Origin of the sequence: Pseudomonas sp. BCRC 81390, assembly GCF_030341915.1 — a bacterium.
GTDB lineage: Bacteria > Pseudomonadota > Gammaproteobacteria > Pseudomonadales > Pseudomonadaceae > Aquipseudomonas.
Genome location: NZ_JATAAG010000019.1, coordinates 211,582 through 230,597, shown reverse-complemented (window position 1 = coordinate 230,597; position 19,016 = coordinate 211,582). Strand labels below are relative to the sequence as shown.

Genomic DNA, 19,016 nt, shown 5'->3' with positions numbered 1-19,016 from the left:
GTTGTCCGGCGTCATGGCGATGCCCAGCAGCTCGGGATGCTTGCGCGCCTGGGTCAGGTCCAGCCCTTCGAAGCGCTGCGCCGGAGCCTGGCCCCGCTTGTAGGCGTTCAGCACACTGACCGGCCAGGCGTCGCTGGAAAAGGCCAGCCAGGCGCTGCTGTATCGCTCGGTGTCGAGGTTGAGGAAGGCCGAGGGAATGTCGTGGTCTTCATGCACGCACTTGTCCGGCAGTGGCCTTGGCGGGCCATCCGGTGGCTCGTACGGGTTGAAGCGGCGCAGGTGGCCCTGGGCGCTGACGGCATAGGCCTGCCAGACCTGCTGGTCGAGCAGCACGTACAGGTAGCCCATGCGCAAGGTGCGCAAGCCGATCCTGGTCGAGATATGCAGGTTATCCGCCACGGTGACGAGACACTCGGGGCGGGTGTCTGGCACCAGCGCGCGGCGCAGCGGCAGGATCGGCAGGCCCTGGCGCTCACAGGACATGCACTGGTCGTGCGGCAGGCCGGCTTCGGCTGCGGCGATGGCGATGCGTTGACTGATGCTCATGGGCGACTCTCGGATGTCGGCAGGGATTCGGTCAGGCGGCGCCATTGCTCGTCGGAGTAACACGCCAGTGCAGGCGCAAGGGGTCGTTGTTGCCGAACGACCGAGGTCAGCAGTTCGTGAACCGCAGCAACGTTGTGCAACCCGGGATGAATACACAGTTGGTGGAGGGCAAAAACCACGATGTCCTCCGCTTCGCTCAACCCCAGCGCCCGCGCATCATCGATGTGGTTCGATGCACGCACGGCGGCAAACGGCGGAATCGGGCATGGGTAGGCGTCGCTCGCCCCCGCTCGCAACGCTCTCCAGATGCCCAGAACGCGCTCCACCAACGCCACATCGTCCTGGATCCGCTGGGCAGGCGCTGGCAGGGGATGACGCTGCTTACCCTGCCCTTGCAGGTTTACCAACCGTCCTCCACTGCTGAGGAACAACCATTTGCCGATCGGCCACCACGGACCGTGCTCAACCTGCTGGTAGGTCGCTGCGAGCAGCTCCAGGCGAACCGGTTCGTAGACTGGATAGAAACCGAATGCCCCTTTGCCATCGGGTACCTGGCACAAGGCCGCAAGGTGCGAAGCAATCCTGGTTGACGGCGCCTCACTGAAGAGCCAACCGCACAGGTAGCGCCGGCGCTGATACAAACCTTTCTGCGCTGCCCGCGCTGTCTGTTCCAGCAATGAGCGACTGGGCGCGGTTCCAGGCATCGCCAGACAAACCAGGACGGGATGCAAATGGGGCGCATGGGCTAGATCGGCCCTTGGCACCTGGGTCAGTGCACCTTCGCCCAAAGCGCTGCGCAGCTGCGCAAGCAAGGCGTGGTCGCCAATCGCGAGCGGGTCGATCAGCACATGGCAATGCAAATGGGGCTCGTACTGTTTTTCAATGAGGCTGGCCAAACCTTCGAAGCCCATCAGAGCTGGCCCTCACACTTGTCGCTGGCGTTCGGCGTCAGCAACAGTGACTGGGCGTCGCCTGTGCCTTTGGCGACCGCTGTGGTGTGCCCCTGCAGGTCGAGTGCCAGCCCATTGATGGTGATGCCTCGCTCATCCAGCAGGATGCTGCCACCTGCGGTTCTGAATTCGATGCGTTCGCTGGCCTGCACCTGGTAGATCGTCGTGTGGTGCTCCATACCCTGCCCGACAGTGACCTTTTGCATGCCTTTGACGACAAGCTCGCTGTCATTGCCGACAGACACCTGCTGATTGCCACCCGTTGATTCGCTCCGGTTGTTGCCGACCTTCTCGACCAGGTCCTGCCTGATGTCCATGCGGCAGGTCTGCCCGACCAAGCGGGTATGGTCGCGCCCGATTTCTTCGCGCAAGTCATTGCCGATGCTGGATTGCTCGTCATGCCCCACCTGCTCGACACGGTTGCGCCCGACACGCGTGGTCTCATCGTTGCCAACCACATTGTTCTGGTCCCGCTGGGCGTGGATGAACACCTCCTCCTTGCCCAGTTCATCCTCGAAACGCAGCTCGTTGAAGCCGTTGCCCTTGTGGGTCTGGCTCTTGATGGTCATGCGCGTCTTGTGCTGCGGCAAGTCATAGGGCGGCAGCTGGTCGCCACAGTAGGTCCGCCCGATGATCAGCGGCTGGTCGGGGTCGGCGTTGACGTACTGGATGATCACGTCCTGACCGATGCGCGGGATGGCCATCGAGCCCCAGCTGCCGCCCGCCCAGCCCTGCGAAACGCGCACCCAGCAGGAACTGAATTCGTTGTCCCGGCTCTCGCGGTCCCAAGGGAAGCTGACCTTGACCCGCCCCCATTCATCGCAATAGATCTCCTCACCCGGCGGGCCGACAACGGTGGCCATATGCGGGCCGTCGATACGCGGTTTGGCCAATGGTGCCGGGCGCCATTCACTTCTTCCCGGCACCAGCACCGCCGCCTGCCGGTAACGCGTGCCTTGCTCACTGCCAGCAGCCTCCTCCTGCAGGCTGGTGAACTGAATACCCTCGTGGTGCACGCGGATGGTGCGCCAATGCACATTGAGGTCCTCGCGAGGATGTTCGACCAGGGTGAAGCTCAACCCCGGTTGCAGGCGCACATCGTCACCCTCCACCTCGGCGAGGCGGGCGTCATGACGCAGGGCCGTGAGGCGGGTGGCGGTGAAGGGCACACCGACCGCATCGCGCTTGTAGCGGCCTGGGTAGTCGAAACGCTCGTAGTCCAGCGACTGATGGGTGATGCCGCTGTCACTCGCGCGATGTTCCTGGCGGTACTTTGGGTGGGTGAAGGTGTAGTCCCGCTGCACCTGCTTCGCGGTACGCACCTGCTCGCTGTAGCGCAGGCTCCAAAGGCAGGGGCGGGCCTGATCGCCCCCGCTGTTGGCGCGGTACAGCACCTGGTCGGGGCCAATGTCTTCCTGTTCATGGAAGCCTTCATCATCATCGCCGCTCTGGATGGCACCACGACTGAGCTGCCCCAGCGCCAGCAGCCGATCGCTGATGACCAGCTGGTGATATTTCGGCGTGTGTTCGAAGCAGTAGACGAAACCCTCCTCGGCGGCCAGGCGGGCCATGAAGTCGAGGTCGGTTTCACCGGCCTGTACGCAGAATTCGCGCACCTGGTGCGGGTCGATACTGCTGATTTCAAAACGGCTGATGCCCTGGCGCTGGAGCATCAGTTCGAGAATCTGCGGCACGCTCTTCTGCTGGAAGATGCACCAGTTCGAACGCAGCCCGGCCCGCGCCAGCACGGGTTCGACCAGCGCGCGGTAACGGGTGCGGAAATGGCCTGTCTCGCCCTGACTGAAGCGGCTGACCAGGCCGTGCACATAGCGTAGCGGGCGTTCGCCGCGCCACAGGGTGAACAGTGCCGGTTTGTCGAGCAATGCGCCGAAGTCGACGTCGCTGTCGAAACTGATCAGCTCCAGGCTCAGCTGGAACGGTGAGCTGAGCGCTTCGTCGAGCTCGAACGAAACCACTTCGAACTCAAGCCGGCTCGCCAGCGGCTGAAAGGTAAAGCGCAACTCGGATTGGCTAGGCATGCAGGTTACCCCTGGCTACGGCTGCAGGATGATGCTGTCGAGCGACTCCAGGACCTCGCCGGTGATCAGGCTCAGGCGATAGCTGTAGTAGCAGTAGGCGCACGCCATGGCGACGGCAGACACCACCAGCGGGGTCCACCAGGGCCAGGTACGGCGGCGCCGGCGATAGGGACGATCGACAACGTTGGTGTAGGGGTCGCAGATGCTTTCGGGGGTGGGACCACGCAGTTCGCGAAGTACCTTGTGCATGCGTGAAATCAGCGCATTGATGATGTCATCGCCCTTGGGATCGAGCGCGTACTTGCCCTTCAGGCCCAGGCAGAAACAGAAGTACAGGAACTCCAGCACATCCTGGAATTCCGCAGGCGACTGCATCATCCGCTCCAGCAGCACGAAGATTTTCTCGCCGCCGTGGGTTTCGTGATGGAACACACTCAATAACGGTTCATGGCTCCAGCACGAATTGCAGCCCCAGGGGCGGCTCATTACCGCCTCGTCCAGGTACAGGCACAGCGCGTAGGAGTACGCTTCGAGATGCGCAGCGGGATAGCCGTGCTGCTGGATTTCCTCGCGGATGGCGCTGACCTGCGTTTGCAGGGCCTTGTGCACGTAGTCGATGTTCGGCAGGTCATCCAGGGTGCGCAGGCGAATGACCAGGCCGAACAACGGGTTTGCCGCGTCGAGCATCAGGTTGTCGAAGCCACCACGTAGCTGGAACTCGGGGTCGGCCGGGTAGCCTGTCAGCTCTGCTGCCGCAGCCAGGTACGGCGACTGAGCTTCCTGCGGGGCCTCGAGCATGGCGTGCAGGCTGTGTTCCATGACGTCGTGAGCGGCCTTGGCGCCCCCGATTTCTTCAGGCGGGATGGAGCGTGGCCGGGGCATGAGAAGGTCCTTGTCTTCCAGCAGACTGAAGACATGAACGCTATCGGGGAAGCCATTCTGTGAGAAGTCGGGGCCTTCCCAAGCCGCTGTAGGACATTTCGACTGGACCGTTCCCGGGCCTGGGTACAGGCCCCAAACGCCTTGCCTGCAACGAACGCATCCCAGTGAAACGTTCCGCCTGCAAAGCCGTCATAACCTGAGCCGGTGAACGCAATGAGGAAGCGCAATGACCCAGCCCGACCCGTCCTATGTCAAATGGCTCGAAGAGCGCGCCATGCTTCAGGCAGCCCAGCAGCGCACCCACCTGTACTCAGGCCAGTCGCGCCTGTGGCAGCAGCCTTACGCCGAAGCCCAGCCGCGCCGGGCCATCGAGATCGCCTCGGTCTGGCTGACGGTCTACCCTGACGCCATCATCGCCCCCGAGGGCTGTTCGGTACTTGGCGCGCTGGCCCACGAAGCGCTGTGGAAACGCCTGTCTGAGATCGGCATCCAGGGCCTGCACACCGGCCCGATCAAGCGCTCCGGCGGCATTCAAGGCCGCGAACTCACGCCCAGTGTGGACGGCAACTTCGACCGCATCAGCTTCGACATCGACCCGCTGTATGGCAGCGAGCAGGAGCTGATCCGGATGAGCCGCATGGCCGCCGCCCACAACGCCGTGACCATCGACGACCTGATCCCCTCGCACACCGGCAAAGGCGCCGACTTCCGCCTCGCCGAGCTGGCCTACGGGCCCTACCCAGGGCTGTACCACATGGTCGAGATCCGCGAGGAGGACTGGCCGTTGCTGCCGGACGTCCCCGCCGGACGCGACGCGGTCAACCTGTTGCCGGCACAGTGCGACGAACTCAAGGCCCGGCATTACATCGTCGGCCAGCTGCAACGGGTGATCTTCTTCGAGCCCGGCGTGAAGGAAACCGACTGGAGCGCCACGCCACCGGTGACCGGGGTGGACGGCAAGACCCGGCGCTGGGTATACCTGCACTACTTCAAGGAAGGCCAGCCGTCACTGAACTGGCTGGACCCGACCTTCGCCGCCCAGCAGATGATCATTGGCGATGCCCTGCATGCCCTGGACTGCCTGGGCGCGCGCGGCCTGCGCCTGGATGCCAACGGTTTCCTCGGTGTGGAAACGCGCGCCAGCGGCACAGCCTGGTCGGAAAGCCACCCGCTGTCGCTGGTCGGCAACCAGCTGATCGGCGGCATGATTCGCAAGGCGGGCGGCTTCAGCTTCCAGGAACTGAACCTGACGCTCGACGACATCGCGCAGATGTCCAAAGGCGGAGCCGACCTGTCCTATGACTTCATCACCCGGCCCGCCTACCAGCATGCACTGCTGACCGGTGACACCGAGTTCCTGCGCTTGATGCTGAAAGAGATGCATGCCTTCGGCATCGACCCAGCCTCGCTGATCCATGCCCTGCAGAACCACGACGAGCTGACCGTGGAACTGGTGCATTTCTGGACCCTGCACGCCCATGACATGTACCTGTACAAGGGCCAGACCCTGCCCGGCAGCATCCTCCGTGAGCACATCCGCGAAGAAATCTACGAGCGGCTGTCGGGCGAACATGCACCCTACAACCTGCGCTTCGTCACCAATGGCATCGCCTGCACCACGGTCAGCCTGATCGCCGCGGCCCTGGGCATCCGCGACCTCGGGCAGATCGGCCCGGCAGAGGTCGAGCTGATCCAGAAGGTGCACCTGCTGCTGGTCATGTACAACGCCATGCAGCCGGGGGTGGTGGCACTGTCCGGCTGGGACCTGGTGGGCGCCCTGCCCTTGCCCGCCGAAGCGGTGGCGCAGCGGATGCTGGATGGCGATACCCGCTGGATTCACCGGGGCGCTTACGACCTGGCCGGGCTCGACCCGCAGGCCGAGGTATCGGTACGTGGCATGCCGCGTGCCCGGGCGCTGTATGGCAGCCTGGACAGCCAGCTGGAGAACGGCCATTCGTTTGCCTGCAAGGTCAGGAAGCTGCTGGCGGTGCGCCAGGCCTATGGCATCGCCAGCAGCCGTCAGTTGCTGGTACCTGACGTCAGCAGCCCCGGGCTGCTGGTGATGGTGCATGAGTTGCCGGCTGGGCGCGGCATCCAGATCAGTGCGCTGAACTTCGGCCGGGAAGCGATAGCCGAGGAATTGCAATTGACCGGGTTCACCCCGGGGCCGGTGGTGGACATGATCAATGAGACGGACGAGGGGGACCTGACCGAGGACGGGCGGCTGATGGTCAACCTGGACCCGTACGAGGCGCTGTGCCTGCGTATCGTCAATAGCAGCGGGCATGTCTGAACCGGGCAGGTCGGCCTTGCATTTGCCGCGCCACGGGCATAGCGTTCGGAAGTTTTCTTTCTCTGTGCCCAGGAGCAACCCATGTATACCGGCATCGTCCAGGCCGTCCGCCCCCTGCTTGAAGTGACCAGCTACCCGGGCCACAACCAGTTCACAATCGACCTGACCCCGGAGCTGCTCGACGAACTGAAGATCGGTGCCAGCGTCAGTGTCGAAGGGACTTGCCTCTCGGTCACCGAGATTGACGGCACGCGGGTCAGGTTCGACGCCATGACCGCCACCCTCGAGCGCACCAACCTGCGCTTCTTCAAGGCTGGCCAGGGCGTCAACATCGAACGTTCGGCGAAGATGAACGCCGAAGTCGGCGGCCACCTGATGGCCGGGCACATCGCCACCACCGCCGAAATCGTCGAGCTGTCGATCCAGCCGACCGGCGCCTTCATCCGCTTCCGCATGCCGGCGCAATGGGGCAAGTACGTGTTTCCGCGCGGCTTCATCGGCGTCAACGGCTGCAGCCTGACGGTCGCCGATGTGGAAGACAACGTGGTCACCATCAACCTGATCCCCGAGACCCTGCGCCAGACCACCTTCGCCCGCTACCAGGCCGGCGAGCTGCTGAATATCGAGGTCGACCACCAGACCATGGTGCTGGTGGATGTAGTGGAGCGCACCATCAAGAGCACCCTCGCCCGCGAACTGCCGCGCTGAGGAGTTGGCATGCTGCCCAACGCCCTTCCCGCACGCACGGCCCGGCGGCTGCGCCTGCAGATCCTGCGTGGCCGGGTTGGCCTTGGCCTGGTTGCCGGCCTGTCGGTCCTTGCCGGCATGACCGATGCGATCGGCCTGCTGGCCCTGGGTGACTTCGTGTCGTTCATGAGCGGCAATACCACGCGCCTGGCGGTGGCAATCAGTGAAGCGGACCTGGCCATGACGCTGCGCCTGAGTGGCGCCGTGCTCGGTTTTGTCGCCGGTAATGCATTGGGCGTGCTGTTGGCGCGCGGCTTCCACCGTCGGGCCTGGCCAGTGCTGCTGGTGGTCGCCGTTCTGCTGGCCTTCGCTGCTGGCTGGCGGCTGGGCAATACCTTCCCGGCGCTGCTCGCCGCCACCTTGGCCATGGGCATGATCAATGCCGTAGTAGAACAGGTGAACGGCCTGCCAATCGGCCTGACCTACGTCACCGGCGCCCTGTCACGCTTCGGTCGTGGCCTGGGGCGCTGGTTGCTGGGCGAGCGGCGCAATGGCTGGCGCGTGCAACTGGTGCCGTGGGCCGGCATGCTGCTGGGCGCTGCGCTGGGGGCCTTGCTGGAGCAACGCCTGGGCCTGCAGGCGCTGGCCGGCAGCTGCTCGCTGGCCTGCGTGCTGGCCCTGGTGTCGCGCTTCATTCCCCGCTCCTGGCAGCGTGGCTACATGCCACGCTGATCAGTCGATGCGCGGGTGTTGCTGCACCAGCGACTTGCGCTTGGCCTCCAGTTCGGCAATCTGCGCATCGATGTCCTCGATCTTCTGCTCGATATTGTCATGGTGCTCCTGCAGCAGCTCGCGCGCTTCCTCGATATCCGAAGCCGCCGGTGCCGCGCCACGCAGCGGCTTGTTGGCGGTTTCCTTCATGGTCAGGCCGGTGACCAGCCCGACGGCGGCAATCACCATCAGGTAGTAGGCCGGCATGTACAGGTTGCCGCTGCTCTCCACCAGCCAGGCAGCGAGGGTCGGCGTAAGCCCGGCAATCAATACCGAGATATTGAAGGCGCTGGCCAGGGCGCTGTAGCGGATGTGCGTGGGGAACATGGCCGGTAGCGTCGAGGCCATCACCCCGATGAAGAAGTTCAGCAGCACGGCAATGATCAGCAGTCCGGCGAAAATCACCCCCAGCACGCCGCTGTTGATCAGCATGAAGGCAGGGATGGCCAGCACGAAAAGGCCGACACTGCCGACGATGATGAACGGGCGCCGGCCGAATTTGTCGCTGAGCAGCCCGATCGTCGGCTGCACGAACAGCATGCCGACCATGATCGCGATGATGATCAGTACGCCGTGGTCTTCGCTGTAGTGCAGGTTGTGCGACAGGTAGCTGGGCATGTAGGTGAGCAGCATGTAGTAGGTGACGTTGGTGGCGATCACCACGCCGATGCAGGTCACCAGGCTGCGCCAGTGCTGGGTGGCGACTTCCTTGAACGAGACCTTGGGCCCGGCGGCCAGCCCTTCGCGGTCGCCTTGCTCCAGCTTGTCGACGTGCTGCTGGAAGGCCGGCGTCTCCTCCAGCGCGTGTCGCAGGTAGAGGCCGATGATGCCCAGCGGCAGGGCGAGGAAGAACGGCAGGCGCCAGCCCCATTCGAGGAACTTGTCCTCACCCAGCACGGTAGAAATCAGCACCACCACACCGGCCCCCAGCACGAACCCGGCAATCGAGCCGAAGTCCAGCCAGCTGCCGAGAAACCCGCGCTTGCGGTCGGGCGCGTATTCGGCGACGAAGATCGACGCGCCGGTGTACTCGCCCCCTACCGAGAAACCCTGGGCCATCTTCGCCAGCAGCAACAGGATCGGCGCCCAGATGCCGATGCTGGCATAGGACGGTATCAGGCCGATGGCGAAGGTGCTTAACGACATGATGACGATGGTTGCCGCGAGGATCTTCTGCCGCCCGAAGCGGTCGCCCAGGGCACCGAAGAACAGCCCGCCCAAGGGCCTGATCAGAAACGGTACGGAGAACGTGGCCAATGCCGCGATCATCTGCACGCCCGGGTCGGCATTGGGGAAGAAGACCTTGCCCAGGGCGTAGGCAACGAAGCCGTAAACCCCGAAATCGAACCACTCCATGGCATTGCCCAGGGCAGCTGCGGTAATCGCCTTGCGCATCTTCGCGTCGTCGACGATGGTGATGTCCTTGAGGACGATTGGCTGGACGCTTTTCTTGCGAGGTTTCATGTCCGTATCCCTGTCGATGAAGGCTCTAAGGGATGAGATACAACGGGACACTAAATAATTCAGCGCTTACTGCTTTTTCGTGCTTTCTCGGCAGCTGTTGCGCACTGGCGGAGAGCCGCTGCGATAACAGCGGCTTTAGACAAGCAAGGCCCCGGTCAGATACCGTCGCGGGCCAGGTCCATGGCGAAGTAGGTGAGAATAAGGTCAGCACCGGCACGTTTGATCGCGCCGATGCTTTCACGCACCACCCGGCCTTCATCGATGGCGCCAGCCAGGCCGCCAAACTTGATCATCGCGTATTCGCCACTGACCTGGTATGCAGCCAGCGGCAGGCGCGAGGCTGCGCGGATGTCGGCGATCACGTCCAGATAGGCACCGGCCGGCTTGACCATCAGCACGTCGGCCCCTTCCTGCTCGTCGAGCAGCGATTCGCGCACCGCTTCGCGGCGGTTCATGGGGTTCATCTGATAGCTCTTGCGGTCGCCCTTCAGCGCGGTACCACCGGCTTCGCGGAACGGGCCGTACAGTGACGAAGCAAACTTGGTGGAATAGGCCATGATCGCGGTGTCGTGGAAACCGGCACCGTCCAGCGCGCTGCGGATCGCCTGCACCTGGCCGTCCATTGCCGCCGAAGGGGCGATGAAATCGGCACCGGCAGCGGCGGCGATGACTGCCTGCTTGCCCAGGTTGGCCAATGTGGCATCGTTGTCCACGCCGTGGTCATGCAACACGCCGCAGTGGCCGTGGCTGGTGTATTCGCAGAAGCAGGTGTCGGACATCACCACCATTTCCGGCACGGTGTCCTTGCAGATCCGCGACATGCGCGCGACCAGGCCGTTTTCGTTCCAGGTGTCGCTGCCAACGGCGTCCAGGTTGTGCGAAACGCCAAAGGTCATCACCGACTTGATGCCAGCACGGGCGTAGCGCTCGATTTCCTGGGCCAGCAGCTTCTCGGGGATGCGGTTGACGCCCGGCATGCTGGTGATCGGCACGAAGTCGTCAATGCCCTCTTCGACGAAGATAGGCAGAATCAGGTCTTCAAGGCGGAACTCGGTTTCCTGGAAGATCGTGCGCAGGGACTCGTTCTGGCGCAGGCGGCGAGGACGAACGGACGGGAATTGGTTGGACATGACTGCTCCAGGGAATTTGAACGGCGTATACCTTATGCCTGTCGCGCGCCAGTGAAAAGGCCAAATGACGAGATATTGTCGTGCGTCAAAGGCAACGGTTGCGGCGCCACAGGCAACCGGTCATTGCAGCCAGGGCGGGGTCGGCTCCTCGGCCGCGGCCGGCCCATGCTCGGCCTCGGCCCGCGCCGCACGCCGGCGCGCATCATCCCGCCGGGCTGCATCGATCTCGCGCATCACCCCCGCCACGTCGGCATCATGGGCGTCCTCCTCGAACAGCCCTGTCAGCGGGCTGTCCGGGCGCAATTCGCCCGCCTCGTACAAGGCCCACATTTCCTGCGCGTACCGGGTATTTTTCAGCTCCGGCGCAAAACGCCCGAAATAGTGCGCCATGTTGGCCACATCGCGCTGCAACATGCTGAAGGCATGGTTATTGGCCGCCGCATCCACGGCCTGCGGCAGGTCGATGATCACCGGGCCGTCGGGACCGAGCAGCACGTTGAACTCCGACAGGTCGCCATGCACCAGCCCGGCACACAGCATCAGCACGATCTGGCGGATGACGAAGGCATGGAACGTGCGGGCTTCCTCGGCTTCCAGGTGCACGTCGTTCAGGCGCGGTGCAGCGTCGCCATCGGCATCGGTCACCAGTTCCATCAACAACACGCCGTCCTGAAAGTCGTAGGGCCGTGGCACGCGTACGCCGGCAGCGGCCAGTCGGAACAACGCCGCCACCTCGGCGTTCTGCCAGGCATCCTCGGCTTCCTTGCGGCCATACTTGCTGCCCTTGGCCATGGCCCGTGCCTGGCGGCTGTTGCGGACCTTGCGGCCTTCCTGGTACTCGGCGGCCTGGCGGAAACTGCGCTTGCTGGCTTCTTTATATACCTTCGCGCAGCGTACCTGGCTGCCGCAGCGCACGACGTACACGGCAGCTTCCTTGCCACTCATCAACGGCCGCAGTACTTCATCGACCAAGCCGTCTTCGATTAGGGGTTCTATTCTTTTCGGTGTCTTCATCAGGCTGCGTTCGGGGTCCTGGCTGTGATGACGGACATCCTCTCACAGCCGGCAGCGAGTTGCTCGTCTGTCTTCAGCGCGCCAGGGTCAGGCGCCCTGCTCCACACCACCTGGCACCGGCCGGCTTGCACGTTACCGGCGCAGGCGCGAAAAAGCCCGCCCTGCCCTGGAGGGTGAGCAGGGCAGTACGGGTTGAATAAACGAAACCGCAGGCTGTGTACGGGTACTTCAGCTGGCTGCCCGCTGGCGCGGCACCAAGTCAGCCTTGGGCGCATTGCTGCCCTGGCGGCTGACTTGTTCACAGACCTTTTCGACAATATAGGCACCGATCGGGATGGCAGACGTGGCGGCCGGCGACGGCGCATTGCAGACGTTGACGCTGCGCGCAGTGTTGACGAACAGGAAGTCGTCGATCAGCTTGCCGTCACGCGACACGGCCTGGGCACGCACGCCGGCCGGGTACGGCGTAAGGTCGGCCTTGGTGATGCTCGGGCAGTACTTTTGCACCTGCTTGAGGTAGCCGCCCTTGAACAGCGAGTTCTTCATCTCGATCAGGCCCGGGCGGAAGTTCTTCGCCAGCACCTTGAGAATGGCCGGGGTGGTCAGGGTCTGGAACAGGTCGCCAGGGCTGATGTCGGTCTTGCGATAGCCCTCGCGCTTCATCGCCAGCACGGCGTTGGGGCCAACGGTAACGGTGCCGTCTATCATCCGCGTCAGGTGCACCCCGAGGAACGGCATGGATGGGTCGGGAATCGGGTAGATCAGGTGGTTGACGATCTGGTTGTGCTGTTTCGGCAGCAGATAGTACTCACCACGGAACGGGCAGATGACGAACTCGGTGCGCAGGCCCAGCATGCTCACCACGCGGTCGGCCATCAGGCCCGAGCAGGTCACCAGGAAGCGGCTGCGCAGCTCGTCGCCCTGCGTGCGCACGATCACTTCGCTGGCCAGTTCCTGCAAGCCGACCACCTCGGCGCCATAACGGATTTCGCCGCCGGCACGCTGGAATTCCGCGCCCATCGCCGCCGTCACCTGGGCGTAATTGACGATGCCGCTGGAGGGCACGAAGATGCCGCCCATACCCACGATGTTCGGCTCGCGCTCGCGCAGCTCGGCCGCCGACAGCCAGTAGCGTTCCAGGCCATTGGCCGCGGTGCGCTCCCACAGCGCCTTCATGCGCTGCATTTCCAGTTCGTTGGTGGCTACCAGCAGCTTGCCACACTCGTCGAAGCGGATACCGTGCTCGGTGCAGAAGGCCTTGGTGGCCTTGTTGCCTTCCAGGCAGAAGCGCGCCTTGAGACTACCGGGGGTGTAATACACGCCGGCGTGGATCACGCCGCTGTTGTGGCCGGTCTGGTGGCGGGCCGGGCCGGACTCTTTCTCCAGCAGGAGAATCTTCGCATCCGGGTAGACCTGGATCAGGTGCATGGCCGTGGACATGCCCACAATGCCACCGCCGATGATGATGAAATCGTACACAGCCTTACCTCACACGCAGGCATTGCCTGGCTGGCTCACCAAGGCCCGCAGGAGCCTTGGTGGCATCGTTTGCTACATGGACGCATGGGCGAGCAGCCGCCCCACGCCCTGTCATTATTGCCCGCGCTGGTACAGCGGTTTGGGGAAGGCGAGGTAACCGCGCTGGCGCATCAGCTCACGACGCAGGCCTTCATGTGGGGTGAAGCGGTCGCGGCCATGCAACCAGAACAGGTTGTTGATCAGCAGGAAGCTGCCCACGCCCACCGGTACCGAAAGTTTCTTCGCGCTGCCTTCCAGCGATTCGGACAAGGCGTTCAGCCAGATGCCTTCTTCATAGTTTGCCGGCTGCACGAACTGGTCAATGTAGCGCATGGTCGGGCGGCCTTCAGCATCGGTGTCGAAAACGGCGTGGAACACATCCTCGGACACTTTCTTGCTCGGTGGTGCGGTCCAGCGCATTTCGCGGCGTGCCAATGGGTGGCGGAAGAACTCGTCGCACTGCTCCCAGTCGTCCAGGTGCAGCAGCAGCGAGTTGCCGCCTTCCATGTTCTTTTCGTCGATTTTCAGCATCAGCACGTAGTCGGTGATCTGGTTGACGAAGGTGCCGTCGTTGTGCAGTTCCATGACCCGGTGCGGCTGGCGCAGGTAGCTGTCGGAGTTGTCGGTATTGACTACCACGAAGCGGGCATAGAACTGGCCGCTCATGGCGTCGTAGTTGCTGCGCCCGATCAGGTGCGCGCAGGCGGTGGTGAACTTGACCATGTCTTCGGCCTGGCTCACGTCATCCAGGCCGACCGGGGTGATCAGCATGCCACCGCTGGCGCGGTTGAGAATGGTGTTGAGCAGCACCGGACGCAGGGTACCCCGGCACAGTTGGTCGAGAATTTCACCCACCCGGAAACGCAGGAATGACTTGTATTCCAGTGCCTGCACCGGCCACTGGGCTACGGCCTGGATGAACGCTTCGACCGTTTCGCGGGCAAAGGTGATCTCAAGCAGGCGCGGCGACTGCTTCGAAGGGGCGATGGTGTAACCATGCGGTTCGAGCGGCAGTGGCATCACAAGTTCGTCGATCTGGGTAAAGGCGTTCATGGCAAGGTCCTGGCAAAGAAGGTGGATGGCGCCGTCCGGTCATGAGTTGGATCAGTGCGGCGAGAGGAAAATATCGCCACAATCATAAAATGTCTACATTTTTATTTTTCAGCGACATTTTGCTGATTTGTCCATTGTTTTTCGCCGCCCGGCGCTTTCGGTATGATCGGCAAAACGGTTTGAGGAAACAGGACCTTGGAAGCGCTCGCCCCCCGACAAAACTCAGCATTCAGCGGGTATGAGAGGCTCAAGAAGGACATCATCCGCGGCGTCTTCAAGCCCGGGGAAAAGCTGTTGATGAGCACCCTGAAGAAACGCTACGACCTGGGCGTCGGCCCGTTGCGCGAAGCGCTATCGCAGCTGGTGGCCGAGCACCTGGTCAACGCGATCAGCCAGAAGGGCTACCGCGTGGCGCCCATGTCGCTGGAGGAGATGAACGACATCTACGATGCCCGCGCCAACCTGGAGGCAATGATCATCACCCTGGCCATCGAGCGTGGCGATGATGCGTGGGAAGCGTCGGTGCTGGCCCATTCGCATACCCTGGCCAAGGTGGTTGAGGTAAAAACCCGCGAACAACGCTTGGACCTCTGGGACGAGCGGCACAAGGCGTTCCACACTGCCATCGCTTCGGGGTGCGGCTCCAAACACCTGCTGCAGGCACGCAGCTACCTGTTCGACCAGGCCGAACGCTACCGGCACCTGTGGTTGACCCAGACGGTATTTTCCGAGCAGGCGCTGGCGCTCAAGCGCCAGGAGCATGCGGCACTGGTCGACGTGATTCTTGCCCGCGACGCCAAGCGCGCCAGCGCCATGATGCGCTCGCACCTGATGACCCCGGTGCCGATCATTGCCCAGATCATGCATGCCGAGGGTATCGGCGCACGCTGAAACACCGCGGCGCCTGCTTCGCGGATAAACCCGCTCCCACACGGATGTCACCGCTCTTGGGGGCCACGCTGCACCTGTGGGAGCGGGCTTGCCCGCGAAGAGGCCAGTGCAGGCAAAACACGCCAGATGAATTTTTCTTAAATCGCCGGTTGGCTATTCTTTGGCACAATCTACTTTCCATCAGATGCCCGGAAACCAGCATGCCTCGCGTACTGACCATCGAAGACGACGCCGTCACCGGCCAGGAAATCGTCGCCGAACTTACCAGCCACGGCCTGGAAGTGGATTGGGCCGACAATGGCCGTGAAGGCCTTTCCAAAGCCATTGCCGGCGGCTACGACCTGATTACCCTGGACCGCATGCTGCCCGAGGTCGACGGCCTGACCATCGTCACCACCCTGCGCAACCTCAAGATCGCCACGCCGATCCTGATGATCAGCGCCCTCTCGGATGTCGACGAACGGGTGCGCGGCCTGCGTGCCGGCGGTGACGACTACCTGACCAAACCGTTCGCCTCCGACGAGATGGCCGCACGGGTCGAGGTCCTGCTGCGCCGCAACAGCGTGCCCGTCACCCAGACCCGCCTGCAGGTTGCCGACCTGCAATTGGACCTGATCAGTCACGAGGCCCGACGCGGCGACCAGACGCTCAACCTGCTACCCACCGAATACAAGCTGCTGGAATACCTGATGCGCCACAGCGGCCAGGTGATCACCCGCATGATGATCTTCGAGGAAGTCTGGGGCTACCACTTCGACCCGGGTACCAACCTGATCGACGTGCACATTGGTCGCCTGCGCAAGAAAATCGACTCTCCCGGCCAGTCGCCGCTGATCCGTACGGTGCGGGGCTCCGGCTATGCCATTGCTGAACCCGTCTAAAGGCTGGAGCTCCTCGACCAGCCGCCTGCTGGCGCTGTACAGCTTTCTGTTCGTGGCCTGGAGCAGCATCCTCATGGGGGTGCTGTACTTCGAAGTGTCCAGCTACCTGAACAAACTCACCCGTCATTCCATGCTCCAGCGCCAGCACCTGTTCGCCCACATGAGCGGCAAGCAGCTGGATGACGCCCTGGTCGCCAGCCAGGCCCTGGAAGAGCGCAGCTTCGATGCCTACGGCCTGTTCGACGGCCAGTTCAAGCCGCTTGGCGGGCGCATTCGCGCCGTCCCGGCAGAACTGAAGTTCGATGGCAAGGTTCACGAACTCAAGCGCTGCCTGGACGCCGACGACCCACACATGCCGCGCGACAGCTGCGATGCCGTGGCGATCAAGGTGCAGGACGGCCGCTGGCTGGTGCTTGTGCGTGACAACGGCTCGCTGTTCGTGGTGACACGGATCATCCTGCATGCGCTGCTGTGGGGCATCTCGTTGACCCTGATCCCGGGCTTTGCCGGCTGGTACCTGCTGCGTCGCAGGCCGCTCAAACGCATCCGTGCGATCCAGGCCCAGGCCGAGCTGATCGTCGCCGGCGACCTCACCCACCGCCTGCCGTTATCGGCCCGGCGTGACGAACTGGACATGCTCGCGGCCATCGTCAACGCCATGCTCGACCGCATCGAGCGGTTGATGCACGAGGTCAAGGGCGTCTGCGACAACATCGCCCACGACCTGCGTACCCCGCTCACGCGCCTGCGTGCCCAGCTGTACCGCATTCGCCAGCAGAGCGACAGCGACTCCACCCAGGCCGAGGCGCTGGACCAGGCCATCGGCGAAACCGACACCTTGATGGCGCGTTTCCGCGGGCTGCTGCGCATCAGCGAACTGGAAGACCGGCAACGCCGCGCCGGCTTCGTACAGTTGGCCCCCCACGCCTTGCTGGTGGAACTGCATGACTTCTACCTGCCCTTGGCCGAGGATGGCGGCATTCACCTGGAACTGCAGCAGCCCTCGGACCTGCCGGCATTGCATGGTGACCGCGAGCTGTTGTTCGAAGCCTTGGCCAACCTGGTGGGCAACGCTATCAAGTTTACCCCCGAGGGTGGCCTGGTACGGATCAGCGCAACGCAGGATGACAACGGCCTGCACCTGGCCATCGAAGACAGCGGGCCGGGCATTCCCGAAGAAGAACGGGCTGCGGTACTGAAGCGCTTCTATCGCAGTGAGGAAGGTCATCGCCATGCGGGGTTCGGGCTGGGGCTGTCGATCGTTGCGGCGATCGTCGACCTGCACGGGTTCGGGCTGGAAGTGGGAGCAAGCGAGTTGGGTGGGGCCAGGCTGGTTCTGCATTGCCCGTTGGCCACGTCAGGCAAGTAGACAATGGGGCTGCTTTGCAGCCCATCGCGGCACAAGGCCGCTCCTACAGGGGCGACGCAAGCATCCTAGGCTGCGCTATTCCTGTAGGAGCGGCCTTGTGCCGCGATGGGCCGCAAAGCGGCCCCGTCTGTACTGATCAGTCAGCCAGACGCCAGGTGGTACTGCCCTTGCTGTCCTCCAGCACGACCCCCATGGCGCTCAGCTGGTCGCGAATACGATCGGATTCTGCCCAGTTCTTGTCCGCACGCGCCTGCAGGCGCGCCTGGATCAAGCCCTCGACCACAGCAGCATCGACCTTGCCTTCGGCACCGGCACGCAGGAAGTCATCGGCGTCCAGCTGCAGCACCCCCAGCACATCACCCAGCTCGCGCAGGCGACCCGCCAGGCCGGCAGCCGCATCCGGGTCGCTGTCGCGCAGGCGGTTGATCTCGCGCACCAGGTCGAACAATACGGCGCAGGCTTCAGGCGTGCCGAAGTCGTCGTTCATCGCCACGCTGAAGCGCTCGACAAACGCCTCACCACCCTTGGCCGGCACGCGCGGCAGGCCACGCAAGGCGTGATAGAAGCGCTCCAGGGCGCCCTTGGCATCGCGCAGGCTGTCTTCCGAGTAGTTGATCGCGCTGCGGTAGTGGCTGGCCACAAGCAGGTAGCGCACCACTTCCGGGTGATACTTCTCGAGTACGTCACGGATGGTGAAGAAGTTGTTCAACGACTTGGACATTTTCTCGCCGTTGATGCGGATCATGCCGCAGTGCATCCAGGCGTTGGCGTACGGTTTGCCAGTGGCCGCCTCGCTCTGGGCAATCTCGTTCTCGTGGTGCGGGAACTCCAGGTCGCTGCCACCGCCGTGGATGTCGAAGCTTTCGCCCAGGCAGCAGGTGGACATCACCGAGCACTCGATGTGCCAGCCCGGACGCCCCGGACCCCACGGCGACTCCCAGCTCGGCTCGCCCGGCTTGGCGCCTTTCCACAGGACGAAATCCAGCGGGTCCTGCTTGGCTTCATCAACCTCGATGCGCGCACCGATACGCAGGTCTTCGATCTTCTTGCGCGACAGCTTGCCGTAGCCGACGAACTTGCCGACCCGGTAGTACACGTCGCCGTTGCCCGGGGCGTAGGCGTAGCCTTTGTCGATCAGGGTCTGGATCATTGCGTGCATGCCGCCGATATGGTCAGTGGCACGCGGTTCCTGGTCCGGCGGCAGAATGTTCAGGCGGCGCTCGTCTTCGTGCATCGCATCGATCATGCGCTTGGTCAGGGCGTCGAAGGTCTCGCCGTTCTCGTTGGCCCGGTTGATGATCTTGTCATCGATGTCGGTGATGTTGCGCACGTAGGTCAGCTCGTAGCCGCTCTTGCGCAGCCAGCGCGTGACCAGGTCGAAGGCCACCATGCTGCGGCCATGGCCCAGGTGGCAGTAGTCGTACACGGTCATGCCGCACACGTACATGCGCACCTTGTTGCCATCCAGCGGCTTGAAGACTTCCTTGGCTTTGCTCAGGGTGTTGTAGATGGTAAGCACGGCGGTTCC

General features: G+C 63.4%; 16 protein-coding genes. 6 read left to right on the top strand and 10 right to left on the bottom strand.

Annotated elements, in window-relative coordinates; translation table 11 throughout:
- The 4 genes from QSV36_RS09970 to icmH form a co-directional block, all read right to left on the bottom strand.
- Positions 1-546 (bottom strand): T6SS effector BTH_I2691 family protein (locus QSV36_RS09970; RefSeq protein WP_289131422.1); only part of this gene is annotated, 546 nt, incomplete at its 3' end.
- Complete coding sequence (locus QSV36_RS09965) at positions 543-1,457, bottom strand: hypothetical protein (protein ID WP_289131421.1); 915 nt, start codon at positions 1,455-1,457, stop codon at positions 543-545. The genes QSV36_RS09965 and QSV36_RS09970, both read right to left, overlap by 4 nt.
- Entirely contained in the window at positions 1,457-3,535 is a 2,079-nt protein-coding gene (locus QSV36_RS09960) for a type VI secretion system Vgr family protein (protein WP_289131420.1), read from the bottom strand. Before QSV36_RS09960 ends, QSV36_RS09965 begins: the two co-directional genes overlap by 1 nt.
- A 15-nt stretch (positions 3,536-3,550) precedes the next feature.
- The gene (icmH, locus tag QSV36_RS09955; protein WP_289131419.1) at positions 3,551-4,417 is read right to left on the bottom strand and encodes a type IVB secretion system protein IcmH/DotU; all 867 of its coding nucleotides are present in this window, start codon (positions 4,415-4,417) and stop codon (positions 3,551-3,553) included.
- A 226-nt stretch (positions 4,418-4,643) separates the two neighbouring features.
- Between icmH and treS the strand changes: the two genes are divergently transcribed.
- The 3 genes from treS to QSV36_RS09940 all read left to right on the top strand — a co-directional run bounded on the left by treS (position 4,644) and on the right by QSV36_RS09940 (position 8,129).
- Positions 4,644-6,710, top strand: a complete 2,067-nt coding sequence (gene treS, locus QSV36_RS09950; protein ID WP_289131418.1) for a maltose alpha-D-glucosyltransferase — start codon at positions 4,644-4,646, stop codon at positions 6,708-6,710.
- A gap of 81 nt (positions 6,711-6,791) precedes the next feature.
- Positions 6,792-7,418: a riboflavin synthase subunit alpha gene (locus tag QSV36_RS09945; protein WP_289131417.1), complete on the top strand. Its 627-nt coding sequence runs from the start codon at positions 6,792-6,794 to the stop codon at positions 7,416-7,418.
- Between the two features lie 9 nt (positions 7,419-7,427).
- Positions 7,428-8,129, top strand: a complete 702-nt coding sequence (locus QSV36_RS09940) for a YoaK family protein (protein ID WP_289131416.1) — start codon at positions 7,428-7,430, stop codon at positions 8,127-8,129.
- Here QSV36_RS09940 and proP read toward each other — a convergent pair whose 3' ends face one another.
- The 5 genes from proP to glaH form a co-directional block, all read right to left on the bottom strand.
- Positions 8,130-9,632 carry a glycine betaine/L-proline transporter ProP gene (gene proP / locus QSV36_RS09935; RefSeq protein ID WP_289131415.1) on the bottom strand — a complete coding sequence of 501 codons (1,503 nt, stop codon included), beginning with the start codon at positions 9,630-9,632 and terminating at the stop codon, positions 8,130-8,132. It lies immediately after the preceding gene.
- A gap of 155 nt (positions 9,633-9,787) precedes the next feature.
- Entirely contained in the window at positions 9,788-10,762 is a 975-nt protein-coding gene (hemB, locus tag QSV36_RS09930) for a porphobilinogen synthase (RefSeq protein WP_186674304.1), read from the bottom strand.
- Positions 10,763-10,882: 120 nt separating this feature from the next.
- On the bottom strand, positions 10,883-11,776 hold the full coding sequence (locus QSV36_RS09925; RefSeq protein ID WP_289131414.1) for a PA4780 family RIO1-like protein kinase: 894 nt from the start codon (positions 11,774-11,776) through the stop codon (positions 10,883-10,885).
- Positions 11,777-12,004: 228 nt separating this feature from the next.
- Positions 12,005-13,255 carry an L-2-hydroxyglutarate dehydrogenase gene (lhgD, locus tag QSV36_RS09920; RefSeq protein ID WP_289131413.1) on the bottom strand — a complete coding sequence of 417 codons (1,251 nt, stop codon included), beginning with the start codon at positions 13,253-13,255 and terminating at the stop codon, positions 12,005-12,007.
- A gap of 114 nt (positions 13,256-13,369) precedes the next feature.
- Positions 13,370-14,347, bottom strand: a complete 978-nt coding sequence (gene glaH, locus QSV36_RS09915) for a glutarate dioxygenase GlaH (RefSeq protein WP_289131412.1) — start codon at positions 14,345-14,347, stop codon at positions 13,370-13,372.
- A 195-nt stretch (positions 14,348-14,542) separates the two neighbouring features.
- Between glaH and csiR the strand changes: the two genes are divergently transcribed.
- The 3 genes from csiR to QSV36_RS09900 all read left to right on the top strand — a co-directional run bounded on the left by csiR (position 14,543) and on the right by QSV36_RS09900 (position 17,488).
- Positions 14,543-15,238, top strand: a complete 696-nt coding sequence (gene csiR, locus QSV36_RS09910) for a DNA-binding transcriptional regulator CsiR (RefSeq protein WP_289131411.1) — start codon at positions 14,543-14,545, stop codon at positions 15,236-15,238.
- A 200-nt stretch (positions 15,239-15,438) separates the two neighbouring features.
- Complete coding sequence (locus tag QSV36_RS09905; protein WP_289131410.1) at positions 15,439-16,119, top strand: response regulator transcription factor; 681 nt, start codon at positions 15,439-15,441, stop codon at positions 16,117-16,119.
- Positions 16,097-17,488, top strand: a complete 1,392-nt coding sequence (locus QSV36_RS09900) for a sensor histidine kinase (RefSeq protein WP_289131409.1) — start codon at positions 16,097-16,099, stop codon at positions 17,486-17,488. Before QSV36_RS09905 ends, QSV36_RS09900 begins: the two co-directional genes overlap by 23 nt.
- A 136-nt stretch (positions 17,489-17,624) precedes the next feature.
- Here the strand turns inward: QSV36_RS09900 and cysS are convergent, their stop codons facing one another.
- The gene (gene cysS / locus QSV36_RS09895; RefSeq protein ID WP_289131408.1) at positions 17,625-19,007 is read right to left on the bottom strand and encodes a cysteine--tRNA ligase; all 1,383 of its coding nucleotides are present in this window, start codon (positions 19,005-19,007) and stop codon (positions 17,625-17,627) included.
- Positions 19,008-19,016: the final 9 nt, after the last annotated feature.

What these genes read in the sequence shown, in the direction of transcription:
- QSV36_RS09965 (WP_289131421.1), bottom strand. Translation starts at nt 1,457, where the DNA reads ATGGGCTTCGAAGGTTTGGCCAGCCTCATTGAAAAACAGTACGAGCCC.
- QSV36_RS09960 (WP_289131420.1), bottom strand. Translation starts at nt 3,535, where the DNA reads ATGCCTAGCCAATCCGAGTTGCGCTTTACCTTTCAGCCGCTGGCGAGC.
- icmH (WP_289131419.1), bottom strand. Translation starts at nt 4,417, where the DNA reads ATGCCCCGGCCACGCTCCATCCCGCCTGAAGAAATCGGGGGCGCCAAG.
- treS (WP_289131418.1), top strand. Translation starts at nt 4,644, where the DNA reads ATGACCCAGCCCGACCCGTCCTATGTCAAATGGCTCGAAGAGCGCGCC.
- QSV36_RS09945 (WP_289131417.1), top strand. Translation starts at nt 6,792, where the DNA reads ATGTATACCGGCATCGTCCAGGCCGTCCGCCCCCTGCTTGAAGTGACC.
- QSV36_RS09940 (WP_289131416.1), top strand. Translation starts at nt 7,428, where the DNA reads ATGCTGCCCAACGCCCTTCCCGCACGCACGGCCCGGCGGCTGCGCCTG.
- proP (WP_289131415.1), bottom strand. Translation starts at nt 9,632, where the DNA reads ATGAAACCTCGCAAGAAAAGCGTCCAGCCAATCGTCCTCAAGGACATC.
- hemB (WP_186674304.1), bottom strand. Translation starts at nt 10,762, where the DNA reads ATGTCCAACCAATTCCCGTCCGTTCGTCCTCGCCGCCTGCGCCAGAAC.
- QSV36_RS09925 (WP_289131414.1), bottom strand. Translation starts at nt 11,776, where the DNA reads ATGAAGACACCGAAAAGAATAGAACCCCTAATCGAAGACGGCTTGGTC.
- glaH (WP_289131412.1), bottom strand. Translation starts at nt 14,347, where the DNA reads ATGAACGCCTTTACCCAGATCGACGAACTTGTGATGCCACTGCCGCTC.
- QSV36_RS09905 (WP_289131410.1), top strand. Translation starts at nt 15,439, where the DNA reads ATGCCTCGCGTACTGACCATCGAAGACGACGCCGTCACCGGCCAGGAA.
- QSV36_RS09900 (WP_289131409.1), top strand. Translation starts at nt 16,097, where the DNA reads ATGCCATTGCTGAACCCGTCTAAAGGCTGGAGCTCCTCGACCAGCCGC.